This window comes from Nitrospirota bacterium, from assembly GCA_016207885.1.
Lineage (GTDB): Bacteria > Nitrospirota > Thermodesulfovibrionia > UBA6902 > UBA6902 > JACQZG01.
Map to the genome: position 1 here is coordinate 241,194 of JACQZE010000003.1, position 23,881 is coordinate 265,074.

The 23,881-nt window shown below is 46.7% G+C and carries 24 protein-coding genes; 5 read left to right on the forward strand and 19 right to left on the reverse strand.

Features of this window, described 5'->3' with window-relative positions; genetic code table 11:
* Positions 1–119 precede the first annotated feature (119 nt).
* Positions 120–350, forward strand: a complete 231-nt coding sequence (locus HY807_01240; GenBank protein ID MBI4825034.1) for a hypothetical protein — start codon at positions 120–122, stop codon at positions 348–350.
* A 19-nt stretch (positions 351–369) separates the two neighbouring features.
* Here the strand turns inward: HY807_01240 and HY807_01245 are convergent, their stop codons facing one another.
* From HY807_01245 to HY807_01300, 12 genes are all read right to left on the reverse strand, one after another.
* Positions 370–519 carry a hypothetical protein gene (locus HY807_01245; GenBank protein ID MBI4825035.1) on the reverse strand — a complete coding sequence of 50 codons (150 nt, stop codon included), beginning with the start codon at positions 517–519 and terminating at the stop codon, positions 370–372.
* 62 nt (positions 520–581) lie between these two features.
* Positions 582–803 (reverse strand): hypothetical protein, encoded by a 222-nt coding sequence (locus tag HY807_01250; protein ID MBI4825036.1) that lies wholly within the window; start codon positions 801–803, stop codon positions 582–584.
* Positions 804–818: 15 nt separating this feature from the next.
* Positions 819–1,205, reverse strand: coding sequence for a hypothetical protein (locus tag HY807_01255; protein MBI4825037.1), 387 nt, complete (start codon positions 1,203–1,205; stop codon positions 819–821).
* A 5-nt stretch (positions 1,206–1,210) separates the two neighbouring features.
* Positions 1,211–1,522, reverse strand: a complete 312-nt coding sequence (locus HY807_01260) for a hypothetical protein (GenBank protein MBI4825038.1) — start codon at positions 1,520–1,522, stop codon at positions 1,211–1,213.
* Positions 1,523–1,884: 362 nt separating this feature from the next.
* Positions 1,885–3,972 (reverse strand): sodium-translocating pyrophosphatase, encoded by a 2,088-nt coding sequence (locus tag HY807_01265; protein MBI4825039.1) that lies wholly within the window; start codon positions 3,970–3,972, stop codon positions 1,885–1,887.
* A 114-nt stretch (positions 3,973–4,086) separates the two neighbouring features.
* Positions 4,087–5,208, reverse strand: coding sequence for a quinone-interacting membrane-bound oxidoreductase complex subunit QmoC (gene qmoC / locus HY807_01270; protein ID MBI4825040.1), 1,122 nt, complete (start codon positions 5,206–5,208; stop codon positions 4,087–4,089).
* 9 nt (positions 5,209–5,217) lie between these two features.
* Positions 5,218–7,452: an FAD-dependent oxidoreductase gene (locus HY807_01275; GenBank protein MBI4825041.1), complete on the reverse strand. Its 2,235-nt coding sequence runs from the start codon at positions 7,450–7,452 to the stop codon at positions 5,218–5,220.
* On the reverse strand, positions 7,452–8,717 hold the full coding sequence (locus tag HY807_01280) for a CoB--CoM heterodisulfide reductase iron-sulfur subunit A family protein (GenBank protein ID MBI4825042.1): 1,266 nt from the start codon (positions 8,715–8,717) through the stop codon (positions 7,452–7,454). The genes HY807_01275 and HY807_01280 overlap by 1 nt, the downstream gene beginning before the upstream one ends.
* Before the next feature lie 233 nt (positions 8,718–8,950).
* Positions 8,951–10,960: an adenylyl-sulfate reductase subunit alpha gene (locus tag HY807_01285; protein MBI4825043.1), complete on the reverse strand. Its 2,010-nt coding sequence runs from the start codon at positions 10,958–10,960 to the stop codon at positions 8,951–8,953.
* Positions 10,961–10,974: 14 nt separating this feature from the next.
* Positions 10,975–11,394: an adenylyl-sulfate reductase subunit beta gene (aprB, locus tag HY807_01290; protein ID MBI4825044.1), complete on the reverse strand. Its 420-nt coding sequence runs from the start codon at positions 11,392–11,394 to the stop codon at positions 10,975–10,977.
* An 87-nt stretch (positions 11,395–11,481) separates the two neighbouring features.
* A complete protein-coding gene (sat, locus tag HY807_01295; GenBank protein ID MBI4825045.1) occupies positions 11,482–12,675 on the reverse strand; it encodes a sulfate adenylyltransferase in 1,194 nt (397 codons plus the stop codon).
* A 16-nt stretch (positions 12,676–12,691) separates the two neighbouring features.
* Entirely contained in the window at positions 12,692–13,339 is a 648-nt protein-coding gene (locus HY807_01300; protein ID MBI4825046.1) for an adenylate kinase, read from the reverse strand.
* 268 nt (positions 13,340–13,607) lie between these two features.
* Between HY807_01300 and HY807_01305 the strand changes: the two genes are divergently transcribed.
* Positions 13,608–14,048, forward strand: coding sequence for a hypothetical protein (locus HY807_01305; protein MBI4825047.1), 441 nt, complete (start codon positions 13,608–13,610; stop codon positions 14,046–14,048).
* Between the two features lie 19 nt (positions 14,049–14,067).
* Entirely contained in the window at positions 14,068–14,625 is a 558-nt protein-coding gene (locus HY807_01310; protein MBI4825048.1) for a tetratricopeptide repeat protein, read from the forward strand.
* A gap of 5 nt (positions 14,626–14,630) precedes the next feature.
* Here HY807_01310 and HY807_01315 read toward each other — a convergent pair whose 3' ends face one another.
* From HY807_01315 to HY807_01325, 3 genes are read right to left on the reverse strand one after another with little or no spacing between them, the layout of a single operon-like run.
* Positions 14,631–15,221 (reverse strand): hypothetical protein, encoded by a 591-nt coding sequence (locus tag HY807_01315; GenBank protein MBI4825049.1) that lies wholly within the window; start codon positions 15,219–15,221, stop codon positions 14,631–14,633.
* 42 nt (positions 15,222–15,263) lie between these two features.
* Positions 15,264–17,033, reverse strand: a complete 1,770-nt coding sequence (aspS, locus tag HY807_01320) for an aspartate--tRNA ligase (protein ID MBI4825050.1) — start codon at positions 17,031–17,033, stop codon at positions 15,264–15,266.
* 2 nt (positions 17,034–17,035) lie between these two features.
* Complete coding sequence (locus HY807_01325; protein ID MBI4825051.1) at positions 17,036–17,764, reverse strand: rRNA pseudouridine synthase; 729 nt, start codon at positions 17,762–17,764, stop codon at positions 17,036–17,038.
* Between the two features lie 151 nt (positions 17,765–17,915).
* Between HY807_01325 and HY807_01330 the strand changes: the two genes are divergently transcribed.
* A complete protein-coding gene (locus tag HY807_01330) occupies positions 17,916–18,248 on the forward strand; it encodes a hypothetical protein (GenBank protein MBI4825052.1) in 333 nt (110 codons plus the stop codon).
* Between the two features lie 19 nt (positions 18,249–18,267).
* Entirely contained in the window at positions 18,268–18,501 is a 234-nt protein-coding gene (locus HY807_01335; protein ID MBI4825053.1) for a DUF4926 domain-containing protein, read from the forward strand.
* A 753-nt stretch (positions 18,502–19,254) separates the two neighbouring features.
* Here the strand turns inward: HY807_01335 and HY807_01340 are convergent.
* The 4 genes from HY807_01340 to HY807_01355 form a co-directional block, all read right to left on the reverse strand.
* Positions 19,255–19,671 (reverse strand): glycine zipper 2TM domain-containing protein, encoded by a 417-nt coding sequence (locus HY807_01340; protein MBI4825054.1) that lies wholly within the window; start codon positions 19,669–19,671, stop codon positions 19,255–19,257.
* A 146-nt stretch (positions 19,672–19,817) separates the two neighbouring features.
* Complete coding sequence (guaA, locus tag HY807_01345) at positions 19,818–21,356, reverse strand: glutamine-hydrolyzing GMP synthase (protein MBI4825055.1); 1,539 nt, start codon at positions 21,354–21,356, stop codon at positions 19,818–19,820.
* 4 nt (positions 21,357–21,360) lie between these two features.
* Positions 21,361–22,821, reverse strand: a complete 1,461-nt coding sequence (gene guaB, locus HY807_01350) for an IMP dehydrogenase (GenBank protein ID MBI4825056.1) — start codon at positions 22,819–22,821, stop codon at positions 21,361–21,363.
* Positions 22,822–22,852: 31 nt separating this feature from the next.
* Complete coding sequence (locus tag HY807_01355; GenBank protein ID MBI4825057.1) at positions 22,853–23,818, reverse strand: peptidylprolyl isomerase; 966 nt, start codon at positions 23,816–23,818, stop codon at positions 22,853–22,855.
* Positions 23,819–23,881: the final 63 nt, after the last annotated feature.

Genomic DNA, 23,881 nt, shown 5'->3' on the forward strand with positions numbered 1-23,881 from the left:
AAAGATCGGCCATAACTGCGCGATTATGCACCGATTAAAAATATGTGTATAATTAGTAAAAGGAAGCGTCAATAACGGTTTGATACCTTAAAATTAAATCTGAAAAGGAGGGTTTGGATATGCGGCTTGCAATTATCATTCTGACTGTTTTTTTTGTGTTTTTTGGAGGTACGGCCCTTTACGGCCTCTGGTCAGACGAGGTTATGAATATGATGGTCAAGGACGCAAGTATCGGAGAGCAGATAATCTGGCAGAGCGCCATCTTTGACAGAGGCTTAATGTGCCTCGGTTTCGCGATAACATGGCTTATAGTCATCCCCTGGCATATTAAGAAGCTCAACGGGAAATAATTTGTATGTACGATGGTATTTAATGGGAAACGTTTAAGGTTAAAGCTGTTTTACCGGCATTAAGTGAATCAGGCATATTAACACCGGCAACCTCAATCGCATAAGACAAAGAAGCCAGCAGCAGAATGGGTATTACAATAAATATTGGATTCTTTCTCATTTTAGGCATAATTACTTCCCCGCCCTTGAGGGGAGGGAATTAAGGGGAGTGTGTTCTATGAAGTTCTCCTTCTACTTGCCGTGTCCGGTTTCTTCATCCTTCATCTGCCCCGCAGCCTCTTCATTCTTCCTGTTATAATCACCGATAGTTGTCACGGCCTTGTCAAATGTCTGAACGGCAACGCCCTTATCCTTAGAGGCCTTCTCCTGCGCAGATTCCTTCTTATCGCAGGATATTAAGAATAATCCTGAGAGCAATAAAATGCCGGTGAATAAAATATGCCATCGCTTCATCCTTTCCCTCCATGATTAATTAAAGATTTGAGAAATTGTTTTCTCAATTTCCGCTAACACTTTTTTTAGAGTCATCGGAGTTGAGCCGATAATTTTTCTGCCGGGGAGATGAATATGATGAGGGAAGGAATCTATCTCGCGATGATGTTGAACATTATCCCATCTCTTTACCAGTTGCCCCTCAGCAGTCTGCCAATGAAAACTATAGGTTTCATTGCATACCCTCTTCTTGCGGATATGAAGGTATTCGGCAAATTCAAGTATGTCGGAATTGAAGATAGTGCACTTAATGCGTACATATCCATCATCTTCTCCTGCTTCCTGCCTTAATATTTTAAAAGAGGAAATGACAGGATTCACTAAAAGCTCTTGCGTTATGCCGTCAAGATAGCTGTCAATCATTCAATCTATCTGCTGCCTTCAAGTTCGAGCTTCTTATCCGTCAAATTATTGCGCATTTGGCAAAGAGAAGACCACTCTATGAAATCCATATCGTCTCCCAGTTTGCCTTCCTTAAACTCTTTTAAAAAACGCGCGGACTCTTTTTTATAAGTCCGCTCAAACTTCTTCAAGTCTTTATCGAGCCTTTTTATTTCGGCAGCATATTTACAAATTTTGTAATCAACTATCTTGGAAATAGTCTGAGACAATACAGCGTCGTCCCCGTGTTTCTGAATGAATTTCTCCAGATTTCTTACCTGTAAAAGTGTCTGCTGCATCTTCCTCACCTCCTGATTCAAACTTCTTCGTAATCTTCTACGGTTGATAAGTCATTATAACAATTTAGAGAAAATGTTTTAAATGAAGTAACCCTTGTGAAGCACGACGTATCTAATCAAACATTCCATCTCTTCATCGTTCCGCCGCCTCGCTTATCTGCTCTCATAAGCTTTAAGTTCCGGAAAATATTTTCTGTATGCGATTCCTCTTGTTGATTCCTACGTTCAATCAATTGCTGCGATTAATTCCTCTGTCCCGCCAAATCTAAGCAAGAATTCGCAGTAACTCGATTTAAAGTTTTGATACAACAAAAAAGGGCTGTCCCGAAGGACAGCCCTTTGCGAATTGATAATCTTAAAACTTATATCAATGGAACGATAAGCAGCGCAACGATGTTGATGACCTTGATCATCGGGTTGATCGCCGGGCCTGCTGTGTCCTTGTAAGGATCGCCGACCGTATCGCCTGTGACTGATGCCTTGTGTCCGTCGCTGCCTTTCTTGTGAACTTTGCCTGTGCTATCAGTAACGCCATCTTCAAAGGATTTCTTGGCGTTGTCCCATGCGCCGCCGCCGCTGGTCATGGCAATAGCCTGGAAGAGTCCGGTCAGGATACTTCCCATAAGAACGCCTCCTAATGCCTCTCTGCCAAGCAGAAAACCTACAACAACAGGAATAACAACCGGGATAAGCGCAGGAACCATCATCTGCTGAATAGCGCCCTTGGTCACGATGTCAACACACTTGCCGTACTCCGGCTTGCCGGTGCCTTCCATAATGCCCGGGATCTCTTTGAACTGCCTGCGAACTTCAACAACGATGCCGCCGGCCGCCTTGGCAACAGCTTCCATGAGGAGTGAGCCGTAATAATAAGGAAGCAGGCCGCCGATGAAGAGGCCTGCAAGAACCATCGGGTTTGAGAGATCGAATTTGATGTCAATCGCCATATTTGTGATTGGATCCACAAAAGAGCGCGAATACTCGGCAAAGAGAACCAAAGCTGCAAGAGCTGCTGAACCGATCGCATAACCCTTTGTAACAGCCTTTGTGGTGTTGCCGACTGCGTCAAGCGGGTCTGTAATGTTACGTATCTCTTCAGGCATTCCTGCCATTTCTGCTATACCGCCTGCGTTGTCAGTTATGGGGCCGTAGGTGTCAATTGCAACTACGATACCTGTCATTGAAAGCATCGAGACTGCCGATAATGCGATAGCAAAAAGGCCGCCTGATGCATCGCCGTTAAACCCGCCGCCTAATGAATAAGCGCCAAGTATTGAAGCAACAATAACTATAACAGGGGCTGCGGTTGACTTCATGCTGACCGCAAGGCCTGCGATAACGTTTGTTCCATGGCCGGTCAAACTTGCCTGCGCAATGTGTTTCACCGGGGGGTACTGTGCAGCAGTGAAATACTCAGTTATAACAACTATCACTCCGGTCAATGCAAGGCCGATAAGTGACATAAGGAAAACACTCATCTGTGTAAATGACGGGTGGCTGACCATTGAAGCCGGATCAACGCCCTTCAGAAATTCACCTGTCACAACATAAAATGTTACTGCCGCAAGAACACCGGCAACAGCGAGCCCCTTGTACAGGGCGCCCATGATATATCCGCTTTTGCCGAGCCTTACTGCAAATGTTCCGATAATGGAAGCGATGATCGAGATTCCGCCGAGCATGAGTGGAAATTCGACCCATGCGCTGTCAGCGCCGAAAACAGTCTTTGCAAGAAGCATTGCAGCAACGAGCGTAACTGTGTATGTCTCATAAAGGTCAGCTGCCATGCCTGCGCAGTCGCCTACGTTATCACCAACGTTGTCTGCGATAACAGCAGGGTTTCTCGGATCGTCTTCAGGAATTCCTGCTTCAACCTTTCCGACAAGGTCAGCTCCTACGTCAGCAGCCTTTGTATAGATACCGCCTGCGATACGTGCGAAGACGCTCATAAGCGAGCATCCGAACCCAAGGCCCACAAGCGCATGGAATGCCATCTCAGGCGCTGACTGTTTTGCAATAAAATAGAATCCTGCAAGGCCGATAATCCCAAGCCCGACAACCATAACTCCTGTAACAGAGCCGCCCTTGAAAGCAAGGCCGAGCGCTGCCTGAATGCCCTTGTGTGCTGCCTGTGCTGTACGAACATTGGCACGTACCGATACCATCATGCCGATATATCCGGCTACTGCTGAACCAACTGTGCCGATTACAAACCCTATAGCCGTCCAGGGCCCGAGAAAGGACAGAAGAACTGTCAATGGCACCGCAACAATAGCGACCGTTTTGTACTCACGTGCAAGGAAAGCCATTGCACCTTCCTTAACAGCATTTGAGATCTCCTGCATCTTTGTATTTCCGGCATCCTGCTTTGATACCCATGCTGCTGTCAACAGAGCGTATATAACGCCCAGCGCGCCGCAACCAAGCGCAAATAAAATTGTACCACTCATACTTTTCTCCTCCTTTTTGGTTTAATCTAAAACCGAAATTTATTTAAATGTTATTGTTACCGTTAAAACACCCCTTAAATTCCCCTTTGAAGGGGGACACAGAGGGACCCGTCTTTATTTCTTCTCTCTTCCTGAATACTTATTGAAGCATATCGCCGCGCTTCTGTAGTAAATGTGCGCGAGCTTTGAGTACGGAAGATAGACAAACAGCGAGAAAATAAAAACAAGATGTATGAAATAAACAGGGTAGGCTATGCCTGCCATACCCGCAACTCTTGTTATCCATGCAAGTATGCCTGATGCCATGATGACGCCTATGATGGTTATAAGCAACCAGTCAAAATAGCTTCCAAGCCCGACCTTTGCGGCATTAGCATACCTGTTCTTTATCATGAGAAGAACGCCTAAGAAAAGGCCTATCGCTCCGGCAAGCCCGAAGATCTTGACAGGGGCGCCTGTGCCGAACAGTTCAAAAGGAGATTCTATATGAAGAATATCAATATAGAGAACCCCGATGGCTGTGGCTATCCCAAGCAGTATAAAACTGAAAAAGACGAGAAGATGAGAAAGGTACCTGTCCTTGCTCACATCACAGGATTTAAACTTGCTGTGGCTTATTATATCGCCTGCCATAGCCATGATGCTGCCCATGAGATCGCCTGATGAAACATTGTTTGCCTTCTTCATATCGCTGAAAAAACTCATCATGCCGAGCAGCCCTACTATCGCACCGAACATAAAGGCAGGCACAAAGACCATCTGTATCTGAAAGGTCGAAGCAAAGTTGCTGAATATAAGCTCTCCTTCTGTCGGGATGAAAGTCCCGTCTGCGGAAAGTACCAGTCCGAGCACTAAGGCAGGTATGAGGAATATGAGCCACACAAGCGCCTTGTTGTTTACGATATTTACAAGAAAGCCGGGCTTTGAATACTGCGATATGGTCTGCTTCCTGATCGCGCCAAGCACCTCGCCGGGTTTTGCGCCTCTCGGGCAGTATGCAGTGCAGTCGTTGCACTGGTGGCAGAGCCATACATCAGGATTGCCGATGAACTTCTCTTTAAGCCCCCACTGCGCCCAGATCATCTCTTTTCTCGGGAAAGGGTTTTTGTCAGGGGTGACATTGCACACGACAGAGCAGGTCGCGCACTGATAGCACTTCTTCAGTGACTCGCCGCCTGAGGCCATAACGCCTTTTACAAAATCAAGATCAGGTTTTATTAAAGTTGCTTCTGACATTTATTCCTCCTAAAATTCCTTGAAAGGATTCGGGTCAAAACCTTCAAGCTTCTCTACATAAGTATTCAATATCTCAGGAAGCCTGTCATAGTCTGATATGGAAAGCTGAACGAGTTCAACCCTCTCAGGCTCCAGCTGGAGCCTTCCAAGCGTCTCCTGAAGCTTGCCGAGCCTCTCATTCGCAAGCTCACTGCCCCTTATAAAGTGGCACTGGTAATTCTCGCCGAACTTGCAGCCTAAAAGCAGCATTCCGTCAATTCCTTTTGATAAGGCATCGGCTATCCACGCAAGGTTCAGGTTGCCGAGGCACCTTACAGGGATGAACCTTATCGCCGGAGATATCTTCTTCCGCTGCTTCGCAAGCGCGTCAAGCGCCGGATAAGCGTCATTCTCACATACAAGCGCAAGCAGCCTCAGCCCCTCTTCAGGCACATCAACATTCTTCATCATGTTTGATATCATCTTGATGCTGAAGTCCTTGAAGTTGATAACACGCTCAGGGCAGGATCCCAGACATGTGCCGCACCTCCGGCATCTGGACATCTTGTGGAACGGCGTTCCCTTTGCGTCTTCTTCAATAGCTCCGAAGGGGCACTCTTCCGTACACCTCTTGCAAGAAGTGCACTTCTGGAGATTTACCTCAGGGTATGTCTGATCCCATGACCTCGGGTGAATTGAATGTCCTGTTGCGGTTGCCTCAACACACTGTATGGCCTTCATCGCAGCGCCGAGCCCGTCTTCAATGCTTCCGAGCATGTTCATCGGCTGCCTTATGCTGCCTGCGGTAAATATGCCGGTCCTGCGTGTCTCATACTGAAAACAGATATAGTTGGAATCCGTAAAGCCGTACGCCTCTTCAAGTATCGGAAGTTCAGGCCCCTGTTTGTATTCAAGATGAAGTATATTCGGTATCTTGTGAGGTTCAATTTTAGCATTCGGGTCGGCCTTGCCGCCTGATGCAACAAGCTTCTCGTCAGACTTCACCTTCCACGCTGCAAGCTCTTCAACATCGATCCTCGTATTCGGAACCATGCCGGTTGCGAGCACCACAAGATCCGCCTCTATCTTTACGTCCTCGCCGAGCAGGGTATTCTTTACATCAACATAAAGCTTTCCGCCTGACTCGCTGACGCCGGTGACCTCACCCTTAGTGAGCATCACGCCGGGATCGTTCTGCATCTTCTTGTAGAAGAGCTCGTACTGGCCCGGGGTTCTGATGTCTTTGTATAAGATATATGCTAACGCGTCAGGGTTGCTCTCCCGCACATAAGCTGCCTGTTTCAGAGAGGTCTGGCAGCAGTAAGATGAACAATATTTAAGGTGGTTCTCATCACGGGAACCTGCGCACTGAATGAATGCCACACGGGTTGCCTCTTTGCCGTCAGAGGGGCGTACTATCTTACCCTTCTTTGCCATGGCCTCCATCTCTACATTTGTTATCACATTTGGATTGCCGTAACCAAGATGGCTGAGCTTGTTCGCGTCATACGGTCTCCAGCCCGCGGCCATGACAACAGAACCTGCCTTCTTCTGCTCAGTACCGCCGGCGGTCTTTATTGAAACATCATACTGGCCGGGGAAACCTGCTATCTTCTCTATCTCTGATGAGGTGAATACCTCAATATTGCCGTGTGATTTTACCCTGTCAATGGTTGTCTTAACGCCGGGCTCTTCAAGGTCTTCAAAAGGCGAGGCCTGAGGAAGCTGCTTGTGCATCTTTGCAGCCCAGCCACCAAGCTCTGAGGCCTTCTCAACAAGCGTGACTTTGTAGCCTGCGTCTGCTGCTCCAAGCGCGGATGACATACCGGCGATCCCTCCGCCGATAACGAGGATATCCTTGTTCAGTTCCTCAAGCATGAACGGCTCGGGAAGTTCGCTGTTCTGCGCCCTGGTGACGCCCATCCTGATATAGTCTTCAGCCAAAGCCTGCGTCTCTTCAGTCTTGTGCTCCTGTGTCCAGGATACAAACTCCCTGATATTCGCCCTCTCAACAACGGTGCCGGGGAATGTGAACTCCTTATGTTTCGCACGCGGTGAGCAGGCAGCGATAAGGACTGTATTTACACCTTCGCCGCTTATATCATTTTTTATAGTGTCAATACCTTCGGGGCTGCAGAGTATATCATGGGTCTTTATTACAGGTACCTTGTACTCCTTCTCCCCTACCTTAACAAGCTTATCTACATCTACGGCATCGGCTATCTCGCAGCCTTTGCATATATATAATCCTATCTTCTTTTCCATCAGCCGTTCCTCCTTATTGTCTGGATGGCCTTGAGCGCTGCCGCAGTGGCATCCTGGACAGACTTTGCCACATCTGCCGGATTTTTAGAGCAGCCTACGGCAAAGATGCCGTGCTCGTCCTTCCCTGGAACCACGAAACCATGCTCATTGACTGTCACTGAATCAGGAAGCTTTACACTCCCGACAGACGGGACCATGCCGGTTGCGAGGACACAGAGGTCAACCTGCACCTTAACCTTGCCTCCCGCAAGAATGTCTTCAGCCGTTACTATGATGTCGCCTGTCGCTGGATCTGCCTCCACCTTCGCAACCTTGCCCTTTATCATGGAAACATTCGCATCATCCTTTATCTTATTCAGGAACCTTTCATAAGATGTCCCGGGTGTGCGTATGTCTATATAGAACATGTATGCCTTTGAATCGGGATACTGCTCCCTTACATATGTTGCCTGCTTGAGCGATGCCATGCAGCAAACAGCAGAACAGAATGCGAGGTGGTTCTCATCCCTTGAGCCCGCACACTGGACAAAAGCAACTGACTTTACCTCTTTGCCGTCTGACGGCCTGAGAAGTTTGCCCTGGGTAGGCCCTGTGCTGGAAGCTATCCTCTCCATCATTACATTAGTGATGATATTGGGGCTTGTGGCGAAACCGAGATTCTCTATCTTCGAAGCGTCATACGGATCCCAGCCTGTTGCAAGTACTATTGCGCCCGCGTTGACCTCGATGACCTTCGGCTTCATGTTTAGGTCGATTGCGTCATATCTACAGACATCGGCGCATTTTCCGCACTCAGCCTTTTTGCATGCACCGGCATCGATAGCGTACTGGAACGGGAATGACTGCTCAAACGGGATGTAGATTGCCTTCCTCTTGTCAAGGCCGGCGTTAACATCATTCGGCACTTCAACCGGACACGCCGCAACACACTCGTTGCATGCGACACATTTGTCATTAACATAGCGCGGGTTAAGCTGCACTGACACATTGAAATTGCCGGCCTTCCCCTCTATGCGCTCGATCTGGGCAAGTGTGTAATAAGTGATCCTCGGATTGAACTTTATCCTCCTGTAGTTGATCTCAAGGCCGCATGACGGCGGACAGAGCTTCGGAAAGTACTTGTTCATCCTGGAGACCCTGCCTCCGAGATACGGTGTCTTCTCGACTATAACAACATTATAGCCTGCCTCTGCCGCCTCGGCAGCTGTCGTGAGCCCGCTGATCCCGCCCCCGACAACCAGAATTGTATTTACCTGATCTGACATGTTACTCCTCCTAAAACTTAGAGAGTTTTTTTAAACTATTACCAAACAATATCGGGATTGAGTTTATAACATTAAGACAAAATAATTCAAGATATTTATAAGGCAGAAATTACTAAATAATAAATTCTTATAAATTGTCAGTATATATAAAAAGTTTTTCAATCCCGGTTAACAGCTTAAAAAAACTCAGGGCGCTGTTGCCAGCGCCCTGAGATTCTCTGCAAGTGCCCGAATTAATCCGGGAACAGGTTCTTGTGATCCGTCTTTGACATTGTGAACTCACCGGTCTCCATGTTGTATGTGGAGAGGGTAAATACCTTCCAGTTAGCATCATCAATGAAGTCATGGTCGCCTCTGTAGTAGTAACCAGGGTACCTGGTCTCCTCTCTGTAGAGGATGTGGCGGGCATGCGCTTCAAGTGAGAGTATCCTGTGATAATTCTCCCAGCATCTCATCAGTTCGTGGAGGTTTGCAGCGCCCATCTTTGCTGAGTCCTCTTTGAGCATTGTGAGCTGCTTTAATCCTTCGTCAAGCATGGTCTTTGATGTCATGTACCATGTTGAGATTCCGCCCATATACTCATCAGCTATCTTCTGAAGCCTTGTCTGAAGCATGTCAGGCTTGATGTAGTTCGGGTTGATCTTGGGATCTGTTGAGTATGTTTTGTGTTTCTCATAGACCTCAAAAGGCATATAAAGCTCTGCCGCCATCTCGTCAGCCGAACGCCTTGTTACAGGTGAATAGCCCGGATTGTCGATGAGGTATGCTATTGCAGCCTTTGCTGCTATCCTGCCCTCTGCATGAGAGCCTGATGAAAACTTGTGACCTGACGCGCCGCAGATATCGCCGCACATAAAGAGGCCCGGAACGGTTGACATCCTGTTGTAACCCCAATGCCATTCAGCAGGCGTTCCCGGTATGTCGCCGGGGCCTGAACACCAGAATCCCGCACAGCCTGCATGAGAACCGAGAAGATACGGCTCGGTCGGCATGATCTCTGAAGGGGACTTGTCAGGCTCAATGTCCTTACAAGCCCAGAGTCCGGCCTGTCCGATACACATGTCGAGGAAGTCTTCCCATGCCTCAGACTCAAGATGCTTGACCTTCTTCTTGCCTTCTTTCTCGCCAAGCTGGTCAATAAAGGTCTTGTTGATAGCTGCCATCGCCTCATCAGTTCTCATGATGATCGGGCCCTTGCCTGCCTTCATGTCTTTCATCATCAGGTGATTTCTGATAGCGGTGCCCATCTTGTCAACATACTTGCCGTATTTTGCTCTTGCTTCAGCAAGATACTCCGGATTTAAGCAGTAATCTTCGCCAAGGCTGTTTGTTGCTTTAGCCTTGAAGAAGAGGAACCATGCGCCGACTGGACCGTAACCGTCCTTGAATCTCGCTGGTACGAACCTGTTCTCCATCAGGGTGAGCTGTGCGCCTGCCTGCATACCGAGTGCATAACCGGAACCTGAGTTCCATACAGGATACCATGCCCTGCCCTGGCCTTCCTTGGTAGATCTCGGCCTGAAACAGTTAACAGCTCCGCCTGCGGCAAGAACCATCGCCTTGGCCCTGAATATGTACATCTTGTTCTCTCTTACGCTGAAACCAACTGCTGCCGCAACCCTCTTGGGGTCGTTCTTGTCTTTGAAGAGCCTGACTATGAATACCCTCTCAAAGTGATTCTGCGCAACACCGGTTGCAGCCCTGTTTATCTCAAGCGCCTTCTTGGCCGCCTCAGCAACGATAGCCTTGTAAGACTCGCCGTTGATCATGATCTGCCATTTGCCTGACCTTACAGGTGTGCCGCCGTCCTTTAATGACTTCTTTCCTGCATCTTTTGCCTGAAAACCGTCAAGCGAAAAACCGTCATCGCCCTTCTTCCAGATAGGAAGTCCCCACTCCTCAAAAAGGTGAACGCTGTCATCAACGTGCCTTCCAAGGTCATATACGAGGTCATCTCTGGTTATGCCCATAAGGTCGGCCCTTACGTATCTGACATAGTCTTCACATTTGTTCTCACCGATGTATGTATTGATAGCTGAAAGGCCCATTGCAACAGCGCCGCTTCTGTCTGTCGCTGCCTTGTCAACCATTGTGACCTTGAACTTGTTTGATGCAGCCCATTTTGTAGCCTCATAAGCCGCTCCGCAGCAAGCCATGCCGCCGCCGATAAGGAGCAGGTCGGTATCATGCTCTACAATTTCAGGTTTTGCGCAGTATGAAAATGTACAAGTCTCTTTTTCCATTTTATCCTTCCCCCCTATTCCTTTCTGGCTTCATAGTTGAAGAAGCCGATATTTTTGATCTTTGACATGTCAGCTTCAGGCTTGCCGGTATACGGATCAATAGAAGCCTCTTCAGTTGTCCTGATCGGGAACTTGAACCTCTTGAGAATCCCGTTCCTGAACTTTACGGTCCACATGATGGAGTCAGTTCCCCTCATCGGGATAACATTACCTCCGATTGGACAAAAGTCCTGATAACCCCTTACCTCGATCGCCTGTTGCGGGCAGATCTTTACACAGTTGTAGCACTCCCAGCACTGTTCCGGCTCCTGGTTGAAGGCCTTCATGAGATCCCTGTTAAGGGCCATGAGGTCATTAGGACAGATGTACTGACATGCTGTCTTATCCTGCGCTTTGCATCCATCGCATTTCTCAGCAATAACAAAACTTGGCATTTTTTACTCCTCCTTTTAAGAATTAACCGTTTTGGTCATGTTGGCTTAAATTAAGCCTTTGTAACTTGTCTTTAATAAGACATTAATTTATTTATCGATACTCTGGTAATATTTGATCAGAATGTCAGCAACTTCAGGACGTGAGAATTCTTTAGGCGGTGCAATGCCGTTACCTAACATCTCGCGAACCTTTGTGCCTGAAAGCAGAACAAAGTCTTCTTTCTTATGATCAGGAGCCTCACACATCATCACAACCTTGTCCAGTTTCTTCGAGTATGCGGTGTGGTCAGCTTTGAATATCTCAATTTTAAGAGCGCCTGCCGGAACCTCATTATCAAAGATGGTCTGGGCATCGAATGCGCCGTAGTGATCGCCAACGCCTGCATGGTCACGTCCGACTATGAAGTGAGTTACGCCCATGTTCTGACGGAATACAGCGTGCAGAACACCTTCACGCGGGCCTGCATAAAGCATATCGAAACCGTAACCGGTAACCATCGCGCTGTTCTTCGGGAAGTACAGCTCAACCATTTTACGGATAGCAGCATCACGAACAGGAGCCGGGATATCTCCCTTTTTCAGTTTGCCGAGCAGCATGTGAATGACCAAGCCGTCACAACCCAAACGTTTCATTGCCATGTGGCAAAGTTCTTCATGAGCCAGATGCATCGGGTTACGGGTCTGGAAAGCGACAACCTTCTCCCACCCGCGCTCGGCGATTTCGTTGCGGATCTCGACTGCGGTGCGGAAGGTGTCAGGAAATTCATCCTGGAAATAAGAGAAATTCAATACTTTTATGGGACCTGAAAGACAAACTTTACCCTGCGCGTTAAATGCATCAACGCCCGGGTGCGCTTCTTTGTGATTAGGACGGTAAACCTTCTCAGATATCAGCTCCATCTCTGCATCGCTGAACTCTTCCACCGCCTTTACATCCATAACTGCCAGCACAGGGTTGCCTTCAACGTTCGGGTCTTTCAGCGCAATGCGGTCACCCGCCTTGATATTGCCCGCATTTTGCACCAGATTCAATACTGGAGTAGGCCAGAACAGGCCGGATGTTGTCTTCATGTTGTTAGCAACAGACAACGCATCAGCCTTATTCATGTAGCCTGTTAACGGGTTGAAGTAACCGCCGCCCATCATGACTGCATTAGCTGCAGTAGCTGAACTCACAAGAATAGAAGCCAGACCTTTAGCTTCATGCTGCAAGGCTTCATTTTGAGCTGTGTCATATACATACAGCGGATTCAGTTCATCTGAACCATGTGGTTTGATCAATGCCATTTCTTCCTCCTTAGTTATTTAGTGGGTCAACTATTTTACAGATGCCGTTAAATATATCGTCAATGCTGCCTGAGCCTTCTATGTTCTTTAAAATCCCTTTGCGGGAATAATAATCGATAAGCGGGGCTGTCTGCGCATCATATATTTCGAGCCTGTTCTTGATCGTCTCTTCTTTATCATCATCCCTCTGATAGAGGTCTCCGCCGCACTTGTCGCATTTGCCTTTCATCGGAGTTGAGAAGTAGATATTATACATTTGCTGGCAGTCTCTGCAAGTCCTCCTGCCGGTAAGCCTCCTCAGCAGGTCATCCCTGTCAACATCCACGCTCAATGCGAGATCAAGCGGTGCCATATTGGCAAGAACCTTATCAAGCTCTTCAGCCTGTGACGTGTTTCTCGGGAAGCCGTCCAGGATATATCCTTTTTTACAGTCGTCCTGCGCGAGCCTGTCCTTAACAAGGCCGATAACTACTGAATCGGGCACAAGCTCGCCCTTGTCCATATATGATTTTGCTTCTTTACCAAGAGGAGTTCCATCTGCTACTGCCTTTCTAAGTATATCGCCTGTTGAGATCTGAGGAATTCTATACTTTTCAATGAGTTTCTTGGCCTGAGTCCCCTTCCCGGCACCCGGCGCGCCTAATAATACAAGCCTCATCATACCCCCCTATGCTTTGTAAAGAAAGATTAATATCAAAAAATATATAACGCAGACCGATGAGTGACTATAATATTCAAGTGGGGTTTTCTGAGTCAATACAAAAATTTAAATTGAAATATAATCATTGCTTATATTTGCACTTTAAATCCATTTGGACTGCATGACCAGGCTCAGTCTTTGGTTATTAATAATCAATGAAAATCCGGTTCTTGACATAATGGCAGAGATATAACAATATATATTCACTTAAATTTGGGAATACGCCATGAAAAGAACGACTATTATTGCAATCTGCTTTTTTATACTGTCAGCTTCTGATGCTTATTCATTATGTGTCACCGCTGACACGGCGAATCTAAGGTCAGGCCCGAGCGCAAAAGATGAGATAAGCTGGCAGGTATTTATGTATATGCCGTTAAAAAAGATCTCCAAAAAAGGCACCTGGTTTAAGGTCGAGGACCTTGAAGGAGATACTCACTGGATAGCGGAAAATCTTGTGACAGAGGATTTTAAATGCGCTGTTGTCAAGGTTGATGAGGCAAATGTCAGGAGCGGGCCGGGGGAAGAGTATAAAAAGACCATACTGAGCCCATTATACCAATACGAATCTCTTAAGGTTTTGGAGATAAAAGACCAATGGGTCAATGTAATGTACGAATCCGGCGATACCGGCTGGATACTTAATGACCTCTTGTGGATTCAGTAAATAAAATATATTATTCTATATGCCTAAAATAAAACATTCACTACATCGCTTTGCTGTCAGAATAGTTATTTTACTCTGCATAACATTATCCATACTTACAATTTCCTGTGACAAATCTGACAAAACCGCGCAGAAGAACAGCAGCACTTCTGCGGTAACAGGCCCTATAATTGATACGAACATGGGCGGAGGCGTCATGGCAAAACTTGATACTAACGACAAGAGCCCGGAATCACTCGCGCTTATGGGTGACAAATACTTTGAAGGCGGCCAGTATGTTCAGGCTATAAGTGTTTACAGAAAGGTACTTGAACTTAACCCGAAAGATGTTGACACTTATAATGACCTGGGACTCTCTCTGCACTATACAAGACAAACAGACGAGGCCATTGACATCCTGAAAAAAGGCACACAATTGGATTCGAACTACCAGAACATATGGTTAAGCCTCGGTTATGTACTTGCTCAATCGGCAAGAAATGATGAGGCAAAGATAGTGCTGAAGCATACTGTTGACATTAACCCAAATTCCCCTCAGGGTGAGGAAGCCGGGAAATGGCTTGATAATTTAAAATAGCCTGATTATTTCTCGATATCATCAAACTCCCTGCGAACTTCTTCAAGCCTGCTTTTATATCCCTCAGCATCGCCATATTCAAAGAAGTGCTTATACCTGCTGTTTATGCCCTTTGCCTTGCGCGCATGTTTTATCGGGCACCAGTACTGTTCTGTTCTTTCCGCGATCTCCTTCGAATAATCTATGACGCCGTTAACATACCCGCAGTAGACGCAATTTATCTTTTCTATAAGGTTGAGATAAGCGAGTGAATGGCGGTCTATAACAACGTAATCGCTCCTGACCACTTTGGGTATGCGGTAAACAGGAAAACATATTGCGTGATAAATGCTTACGATAAGATCCAATAAAAATATAGGCACAAGGCATAACCATATTACAGGAGCAGTGATGATGTTCAGGATATTCGCATCGAATAAATAAAAGACTATCTTCTTGACCAGTTTTTTGTGTTCCCGCCGAACCGTATCCTGAAACCTGACCTTCTTCTCTTTTATCTCATAGAAGAACTCATCCCCTTTCTTCTGCGCCTCTTCCGCAAGCTCTCTCTCAAGGGATTTTATCTTTGTCAGTAACTCTTCCAGCCGGTTATTCATACTCTCCCCCTGTTTTACAGTTACTGAAAATAACTTTGCGGGCTATTCAACAATATCAAGCTTGATGCTGAGGTCTTTAAGCTGCTTCGCATCAACTGTAGATGGTGCGCTGCTCAAGGGGCATACCGCCTTCTGCGTCTTTGGAAACGCGATCACGTCCCTGATTGACTTGGCATTTGCAAGCAGCATCACAAGCCTGTCAAGGCCGAGTGCGATGCCGCCGTGGGGAGGCGCGCCGAATTCAAGCGCTTCAAGGAGAAAACCGAACTTTGCGTCAGCATCTTCTTTTTGCATATTAAGAAGCTTGAACATCCTGTCCTGAACCTCTTTCCTATGGATACGTATGCTGCCGCCGCCTATCTCATAACCGTTCAGGACTATGTCATAAGCCTGAGCCCTGACATCTTTGACATTATCATTGCCGCGATCGAGGAAGAGTTCCATATCCTCTTCCATAGGGCTTGTGAACGGATGGTGCATCGCGTCGTAACGCTTTTCATCGGGGTTCCATTCATAAAGCGGGTAGTCGGTTATCCATACAAATTTATAAGCGTTGTCTTTTATAAGTTTAAGCCTTGATGCAAGCTCATCCCTTAATTTTGCAAGAGTGGCATTTGTGGACTGCACGCTGTCGGCAACAAAAAGGAGCAGGTCTCCCTCTTCCGCCTCAAGCCTTTCAGTAAGAGATTTGAGAATGTCTTCGGAAAAGAACTTTGCGATAGGCGATTCAAAACCATCCTTTATCTTTATCCATGCAAGCCCTTTTGCTCCATAGGACTGCGCCTCTTTTGTGAGGTCATCCATCTCCTTCCTTGAGTAACCGGCAAGCCCTTTCGCGTTAATGCCCTTTACAATGCCTCCGCCTGACAGCGCGCCAAGAAAGACCTTGAAAGACCCCTCCTTCACAATATCGCTTACATCCTTCAGCTCAAGCCCGAACCGCAGGTCAGGCTTGTCGCTTCCATACCTTTCAAGTGATTCTTGATAAGATAGCCTCTGGAACGGCTCGCTGAAATCCATGCCTTTGAGATCCTTCATGATCTTCTTCAGGAGAGTCTCAATCAGCATCATTATGTCGTCCCGTGTTACAAAGGACATCTCAAGGTCAAGCTGTGTGAATTCAGGCTGCCTGTCAGCCCTCAGGTCTTCATCCCTGAAACATTTCACGATCTGGTAGTACTTCTCCAATCCCGAGACCATGAGTATCTGCTTGAATATCTGGGGCGACTGCGGGAGCGCGTAAAAATGGCCGGGGTTCAGCCTGCTCGGGACAAGATAATCCCTTGCGCCCTCAGGAGTGCTCTTTGTAAGTACAGGTGTCTCAATATCCAGAAACCCTTTTGCATCAAGATATTCCCTCATCGTCATTGTGACCTGATGTCTCAGGATCAAGTTCTTCTGGATAATGGGCCTTCTAAGGTCAAGATACCTGTGCCTGAACCTCAGCTGCTCAGATGCATCGGTGTCGTCTTCAACCATGAACGGAAGAGGCTTTGATTCATTGAGCACAATAAGCTCTCTGACTATTATTTCTATCTGCCCTGTAGGCAGCGATTTATTTTCTGTTTCAGGCGGCCGTTTTGAAACCTCGCCTTTTATCTGAAGAACAAACTCGTTCCTTATCTTTTGGGCAGCCTTAACTATTTCAGCGTCAGTCTCAGGATTAAAGACAAGCTGCACAACTCCGCTCCTGTCCCTGAGGTCGATAAACACAACCCCGCCATGATCTCTCCACCTGTGAACCCATCCGGCAAGCGTCACCTCAGCGCCGATATTTTCTTCTCTTATTTCACCGCAGTAATTAGTTCTCATAGCTATTCCTTTTCATAAGAGACCTGTTCTTTCAGCCTATTGACTTCGTCAGGAGTGAGATAACGGAATACGCCTTTAGGCAGTTTGCCGAGGTCTATTCCGGCTATCTTTGTCCTCTTAAGCTTAATCACGGAATGGCCAAGCCTATCCATCATCCTTCTTATCTGCCTCTTCCTGCCTTCATATATCGTTATCTCTATCCAGGAATTGGCCTCAGTCTTTCTGACCCTCTTCACCTTTGCCGGAGCGGTCATCCCGTCATCAAGCCTTATGCCTTTCTGAAGTTTCTCTATGTGCTTATCCTCAAGAAAACCCTCGATCTTTACAAGATATGTCTTTGGTATCTTATTCTTCGGATGAAGTATCGCATTTGCCAGTTCGCCGTCATTTGTAAGTATAAGAAGGCCTTCAGAATCATAGTCAAGCCTGCCTACGGGAAATACGCTTATCTTTACCCCTTTTAAAAAATCCTTGACAGTCAGCCTGCGTTGAGGATCGCTCAGCGCTGTGATGCATTTTTCCGGCTTGTTAAAGGCCATGTACACTTTAGGCGCTGATAAATGAAGCAGCTTGCCGCTGACCTTTATATGGTCTATATCAGGGTCTGCCTTCATCCCAAGGCTTGCAGCCTTTCCGTTTACAGTCACCATACCTTCAGCGATCAGCTCTTCAGCCTTTCTTCTTGAAGCTATGCCAACTCTTGAGATGATCTTCTGAATGCGTTCTTCCATAATGTTAATCCGCCGTTTTCAGCGACATTAATATTATCACAAAGGCCCTTTCATTGTCACAAGAAATTGAAAAACCTGCTAAACATTCATTGACTTTTTAAAAGCCCTAATGCTACCTTACACAAAACTGATACCCATTAAACTTGGTTCTATGAAATTGCCCGATAAAGAAAACGCTTATGTGCCGCTTTCAAAACTGTTGAATTATTTACTGTCAGAAACTCATCCCATAGGCAAATCCAAGTCTAAATATTTGCGTTCTTTCGGGTTTAATGAAACAAATATTAATCTGCTTAAATATCAGTTAACGGCAATAGCACAATCAGAAGAGGTAAAAGAGGGAATATCATCACCCCATGGTGTAAAATATATCATAGATGGATTTATCAAAACACCAGAGGGAAGCTCTATTAATATGCGGACTGTATGGATAATTGACAAGGGAAAGACACATCCCCGTTTTGTGACGGCATATCCTGTTTGACAAATAGGAGGAGATTGAAATGATAAAAGAATTAGACACAGCCGTTTTAAAGCATGATATAAAAGAACATGATCTGACAGAAGGAGATTTAGGCACTGTAGTTCATATCTACGATGATAATAATGCCTTTGAGGTTGAGTTTATCACTGCTGAAGGGAGAACAGTCGCGGTTCTCACGCTTACCGATGATGACATAAGGCCCATGAGGAGCAGAGAGATACTGCACGTCAGAGATATTGCTCAAGCTGTATAACCAGCATACCCTTAGCCTTTGGTTGATAATCAGGCGCTAACGGCAAAAAAGGAAAGCTCTTGACCTGCATTAATATATAAGCGCTGTGCCCTTTTTAGGGACAAAGAAGATAACTGGATCACGCGCACCTTTGTTTTTTGCCACGCTGAGAAGCCTTGATGGATTATGTCCGGAACTTAAAACCTCTTTATTTATATCAAGCCCATAACATCGGGGTAAGTTTAGTAATTATGCCGAATTATACAGGTTTAACGATTGCTAATAATAGATACATATCTATATAGATGTCAAGAAAAAAATCACAGGTGTTGTTAACCACATACCCACCCATATTTTCTGACATATAGCCATGCCTCTAAGTGTTAGACTTGCTCTTTGAACTGGAGGGATACTACCGATAAGGATATCCATGGGGCTTTCTTCAGGATTTGGTGGATGTTAGGAGCGGACAAACCTGCCTCCAACACTAAAGTAACACTATTTCTCAATCTTGAAACTGGAAAAAGAATTATGGGTAAAGCATCAGGTTTAGCAACAAGCATGGTTGTTTATGCAGACGCAGGTTCACATTTGCCTGAAAGCAAAATAATTAGCGTGTTTTTTTGCTTTCAAGAGAAACGGCGGCAATCATGTGCCTCTGCTAATACCATGGTTTTAAAATTTGATTTAAAATGGTTTAGGTGCGGTAACAAACAAAAAGGGCTGCGTCTCCGCAGCCCCTCGTATATGATGCTGTATTGTCAGAACCTGTCTTTAGTATCCCTGCTCTGTCTTGTTGCCTTCGCAGATCTCTTTCATCTGGTCTTTTACTATCTTGCCGTCTTCCCATACTGTCTCATGCACCTTATGGCAGTTGGTCTGTGCGTTGTAGTCAACAGGGTCGGCACGGTATACTCCGCGCCCGTCTTCAGTCTTGTACTGCACAGGCTTCCCTGTAGCTGCTGCCTCCTGTGAAGCCCTCATCGAAATATCAGTGATGGTTGCCCCGAGGATCGCGCCTAATGCCGCGCCTATTACGCCGCCTTTCCAGGGATTTTTATGGTCAAGAAGAGCTCCGGCAAGGCCGCCTGCCGCGCCTCCGACCGCCGCACCCTGGGTATGATACTGTGTGCAGCCTGATGCCAACGCAAAGAATGAAATTAACGCTACAACTGAAACAAACTTCTTCATGATCCCCTCCTTATAAAATGATTAAACCGGTTTTGATTATTTACTAATATATACCACCTATCAATTGCATCTGCAAGTCAACCCTTTTGTGTAATTACGATAGAAGAAATGTGTGAAGTTATTATGAAACGCGGAGGATGAGATCCCTACTCCCACTCTATCGTTCCGGGAGGCTTTGAACTTATATCATATACAACCCTGTTAACACCCACGACCTCGTTGATTATCCTGTTGGAGATGACGCCCAGAACATCGTAAGGGATCTTTGCCCAGTCAGCTGTCATCCCGTCAACACTGGTCACAGCCCTTACGGCAATAACATTCTCATACGTACGCTCATCTCCCATGACGCCAACGGTCTTGATGGGCAGCAGGACTGCAAAGCCCTGCCAGATATTATGATAGAGGCCCGCCTTCTTTATCTCTTCAAGCACGATAGCATCCGCCTTCCGCAGTATCTCAGCCCTCAGGTGCGTAACCTTGCCGATTATCCTGATCCCAAGGCCCGGGCCCGGGAAGGGCTGCCTGTTTATGACCTCATCAGACATGCCCAGCTCTCTGCCAAGCGCCCTGACCTCGTCTTTAAATAACTCCCTCAGAGGCTCAACAAGCTTGAGCTTCATATTCTTCAGAAGGCCGCCTACGTTATGGTGGCTCTTGATCACTGCGGACGGGCCCTTAAATGAGGTGCTCTCTATTACATCAGGATATAAAGTGCCCTGAGCAAGGTACTTTGCATCCTTTATCTTTTTAGCCTCTTCCTGAAAGATCTTTATGAATTCATTGCCGATTATCTTGCGCTTTTTCTCCGGGTCAACAACATCCTTCAGCTTGCCAAGAAACCTGTCAACTGCATCTACATGAATAAGGTTTATGCGAAAGTTTCTCTTAAGCATCTTCACGACTTTATCAGCCTCTCCCATTCTGAGAAGCCCGTTATCCACAAAAATGCATGTCAGCTGTTTTTTAACAGCCTTATTCAGCAGCACAGCCGTAACTGAAGAATCCACGCCGCCGCTTATGGCGCATATTATCCTGTCATTTCCGACCTTATCTTTTATCTCTTTTGTAGTAGCATCAATGAAGGAACCCATGGTCCACTCGGGTTTACATTTAGCGATATTAAAGATGAAGTTCTTTAATATTCTTACGCCGTATTCAGTATGCGCTACTTCAGGATGGAACTGAAATGCGAAGAAGCCTCTCTTTTTATCAGCCATCGCTGCTACAGGTGAATTGTCTGTATGTGCTATCGATATGAAACCTGATGGATAACGCAGGAGCTTATCGCCATGGCTCATCCATACAACCTTGCCCTGAGGAATGCCCTTGAAGATATCATTCTTGTCGTCTATCTTAAGGACAGCCCTGCCGTATTCTCTCTTGACGCTCTTTGCTACCTTGCCTCCGAATAGATGCGCCATTAACTGCATGCCGTAGCATATGCCGAGTATCGGAATGCCGAGTTCAAATATCCTCTTGTCCGGCATTGGGGCGTTCTTTTCGTATACGCTTGAGGGGCCGCCTGAAAGGATTATCCCTTTCGGGGAAAAAGACTTTATCTTTTCAAGATCTGCATTATATGGGAGTATCTCAGAATAAACCTTGTTCTCCCTGATGCGCCTTGCTATAAGCTGAGTGTATTGTGAACCAAAGTCCAGTACTAAGATATTCTCTTCATGCATAGCGCTATTCCGTGCTGTAGTTGGGTGCTTCCCTTGTTACAACAACATCGTGCACATGGCTCTCTCTGAGGCCTGCCGGTGTTATGCGAATGAAGCGCGATTTCTTGCGAAGCTCCTCTATATTCCTGCAGCCGCAGTAACCCATGCCTGACCTCAAGCCTCCGACAAGCTGATGCACGCTGGCGGCAAGCGGCCCTTTATACGGAACCCTGCCCTCAACTCCTTCAGGCACAAGCTTCTTTGATTCGACCCCTGACTGAAAATACCTGTCCTTTGAACCTGACTCCATGGCTCCGAGAGAGCCCATGCCCCTGTAGACCTTGTAGCTTCTGCCCTGAAAGAGGACAAGCTCGCCGGGGCTCTCGTCAGTGCCCGCAAATAGCCCGCCTATCATGACGCAGCTTGCGCCTGCGGCTATCGCCTTTGTAACATCACCTGAGAATTTAATTCCGCCGTCGGCAATTATCGGTATGCCAGCGGCGTCCGCGATCCTTGAGCACTCCTTTACAGCGGTCATCTGCGGCACGCCTGCTCCTGCCACTATCCTTGTGGTACAGATGGAGCCCGGCCCCACGCCCACCTTTACGGCGCTGACGCCGGCCTTTATCAGATCCCTGGTAGCCTCCGCAGTTGCCACGTTTCCCGCAACGATCTCAATGTTTCTGAACTTACGCTTCAGTTCCTTAACAGTCTCAAGCACAAACTGTGAATGGCCGTGAGCGGTATCAACTACCAGCGCATCCACGCCCACCTTTATAAGCGCGGCAGCGCTCTCGATCGTATCTTCTCCAACGCCAAGCGCCGCTCCTACACGAAGCCTGCCGAACTCATCCTTGCACGCATGCGGGTACTTTCTCCTCTTTTCAATATCCTTTATGGTGATAAGGCCCACAAGATTGAAATTATCATCAACTATCGGCAGCTTCTCGATCTTATGCTTATGAAGTATATCTTCGGCGGAATTAAGGCTTGTGCCGACAGGGGCTGTAATAAGCCCTTTACCTGTCATGACCTCAGAGGCCTTTTTCTGCAAGTCTGTCTCAAACCTTAAATCCCTGTTGGTAAGTATGCCGACCAGTTTTTTGCCCTTCACGATAGGCACGCCTGATATCTTGTACCGGCGCATAAGGTCACGCGCCTGCGATATCCTGTCATCAGGCTTAAGGGTAATGGGATCAAGTATCATGCCGCTCTCGGATTTCTTCACATTATCAACCTCGGAAACCTGCCTCGCTATCGGCATTGCGCGGTGGATTATTCCGATTCCACCCTCTCTGGCTATGGCTATGGCAAGATTGGTCTCAGTGACAGTATCCATGGCTGAACTTACAAGAGGGATGTTTAGTTTGATCTTTTTTGTGAAACGCGCGCTGACATTGACATTCCTCGGCAGCACGCCTGACTTTGCGGGAAGAAGCAGAACATCATCAAATGTAAGTCCTATCTTTATATCGTCTTGCAGCATAGGAACACCCCTTAATAAAATAAATTCAAAATTATAAATTAACCTCTATATAAGCGTTCTCCCTCAGCATCTTGATCCACTGGTCATACATCATATTATATTTTCTCTGGAAGAGGATATCTTTTATCTTTTCTACAGGCTCCTTAATGGCGCTGCTCTCCCTTATCTCTTCGGCCTTTATGATATGGAGCCCGGCCGGGCTCCAGAAGGGCGCGCTTACATCGCCGACCTTGAGGCCGAAGGCAACATCCTCCACCTCCTTCAGTATGGTTCCGTGGCCTATAAAACCGAGGTCACCGCCGAACTCCTTGCTTGCGTCCTCTGAAAATTCAATGGCAAGAGAAGCAAAGTTCTCTCCGTCTTTTATCCGATGCATGACTTCCTCAGTCCTCTTATCAAGAGCTTCCTTCTGTGCGTTGCCCTCAGGCATTGAGAAAAATATCTGCCTTATCCTTACCTCTGTACCGCCTTCCCCGGCACTGTAGTATTCCTTTATCTCACTGTCAGTTATCAAAATATTATTTTTGACCCTGAAGTTTGATATCTTGGAAAGCAATATCTGCTCTGAAAGCCGCTTTTTATATTCCTCAAGCGTAAAGCCCTCTGATTGCAGAGAGGTTATTAACGCCTCGGAAGACAGATTGTACCTCGTTTTGATATCGGCGATCGCAGCCTCAAGCTCATTATCAGACACATCAAACCCAAGTTTCCTCGCCTCCATGAGCTGCAGCTTTACATCGATCATGCTGTTAAGCAGGAACTTCGCGATCTCACCGGATTTGATCTCCCTCTCCTTGCCCTCAAGCCCCTCAAGAGCCTTTGCACCCTCAACCTCGACAACGCTCATAAGCTCGCTCCAGGTGATAACCTCGCCATTGACGGTTGCAACGACCTTGTCAAGAAATATGGCGCTGTACGCAGCTTTGGGAATAAGTATCTGGCCGATAAGGATGAGTAATATGACGGCCTTTAAAGTCAGTGATAATGGATTTCTCATTAATAAGCCTCGTTTGATACTGAATAATGTGTAGAAGAGTATAAATCTGACATATGATGCACA

Excerpts from the sequence above, each read along its gene's own strand:
- HY807_01355 (MBI4825057.1), bottom strand. The coding sequence starts at position 23,818 with ATGAGAAATCCATTATCACTGACTTTAAAGGCCGTCATATTACTCATC.
- aprB (MBI4825044.1), bottom strand. The coding sequence starts at position 11,394 with ATGCCAAGTTTTGTTATTGCTGAGAAATGCGATGGATGCAAAGCGCAG.
- HY807_01260 (MBI4825038.1), bottom strand. The coding sequence starts at position 1,522 with ATGCAGCAGACACTTTTACAGGTAAGAAATCTGGAGAAATTCATTCAG.
- aspS (MBI4825050.1), bottom strand. The coding sequence starts at position 17,033 with ATGAGAACTAATTACTGCGGTGAAATAAGAGAAGAAAATATCGGCGCT.
- HY807_01335 (MBI4825053.1), top strand. The coding sequence starts at position 18,268 with ATGATAAAAGAATTAGACACAGCCGTTTTAAAGCATGATATAAAAGAA.
- HY807_01240 (MBI4825034.1), top strand. The coding sequence starts at position 120 with ATGCGGCTTGCAATTATCATTCTGACTGTTTTTTTTGTGTTTTTTGGA.
- HY807_01310 (MBI4825048.1), top strand. The coding sequence starts at position 14,068 with ATGCCTAAAATAAAACATTCACTACATCGCTTTGCTGTCAGAATAGTT.
- HY807_01245 (MBI4825035.1), bottom strand. The coding sequence starts at position 519 with ATGCCTAAAATGAGAAAGAATCCAATATTTATTGTAATACCCATTCTG.
- HY807_01325 (MBI4825051.1), bottom strand. The coding sequence starts at position 17,764 with ATGGAAGAACGCATTCAGAAGATCATCTCAAGAGTTGGCATAGCTTCA.
- guaB (MBI4825056.1), bottom strand. The coding sequence starts at position 22,821 with ATGCTGCAAGACGATATAAAGATAGGACTTACATTTGATGATGTTCTG.
- HY807_01255 (MBI4825037.1), bottom strand. The coding sequence starts at position 1,205 with ATGATTGACAGCTATCTTGACGGCATAACGCAAGAGCTTTTAGTGAAT.
- HY807_01330 (MBI4825052.1), top strand. The coding sequence starts at position 17,916 with ATGAAATTGCCCGATAAAGAAAACGCTTATGTGCCGCTTTCAAAACTG.
- HY807_01250 (MBI4825036.1), bottom strand. The coding sequence starts at position 803 with ATGAAGCGATGGCATATTTTATTCACCGGCATTTTATTGCTCTCAGGA.
- HY807_01275 (MBI4825041.1), bottom strand. The coding sequence starts at position 7,452 with ATGGAAAAGAAGATAGGATTATATATATGCAAAGGCTGCGAGATAGCC.
- qmoC (MBI4825040.1), bottom strand. The coding sequence starts at position 5,208 with ATGTCAGAAGCAACTTTAATAAAACCTGATCTTGATTTTGTAAAAGGC.
- HY807_01280 (MBI4825042.1), bottom strand. The coding sequence starts at position 8,717 with ATGTCAGATCAGGTAAATACAATTCTGGTTGTCGGGGGCGGGATCAGC.
- guaA (MBI4825055.1), bottom strand. The coding sequence starts at position 21,356 with ATGCATGAAGAGAATATCTTAGTACTGGACTTTGGTTCACAATACACT.
- HY807_01305 (MBI4825047.1), top strand. The coding sequence starts at position 13,608 with ATGAAAAGAACGACTATTATTGCAATCTGCTTTTTTATACTGTCAGCT.
- HY807_01340 (MBI4825054.1), bottom strand. The coding sequence starts at position 19,671 with ATGAAGAAGTTTGTTTCAGTTGTAGCGTTAATTTCATTCTTTGCGTTG.
- HY807_01265 (MBI4825039.1), bottom strand. The coding sequence starts at position 3,972 with ATGAGTGGTACAATTTTATTTGCGCTTGGTTGCGGCGCGCTGGGCGTT.
- HY807_01285 (MBI4825043.1), bottom strand. The coding sequence starts at position 10,960 with ATGGAAAAAGAGACTTGTACATTTTCATACTGCGCAAAACCTGAAATT.
- HY807_01300 (MBI4825046.1), bottom strand. The coding sequence starts at position 13,339 with ATGAGGCTTGTATTATTAGGCGCGCCGGGTGCCGGGAAGGGGACTCAG.
- HY807_01315 (MBI4825049.1), bottom strand. The coding sequence starts at position 15,221 with ATGAATAACCGGCTGGAAGAGTTACTGACAAAGATAAAATCCCTTGAG.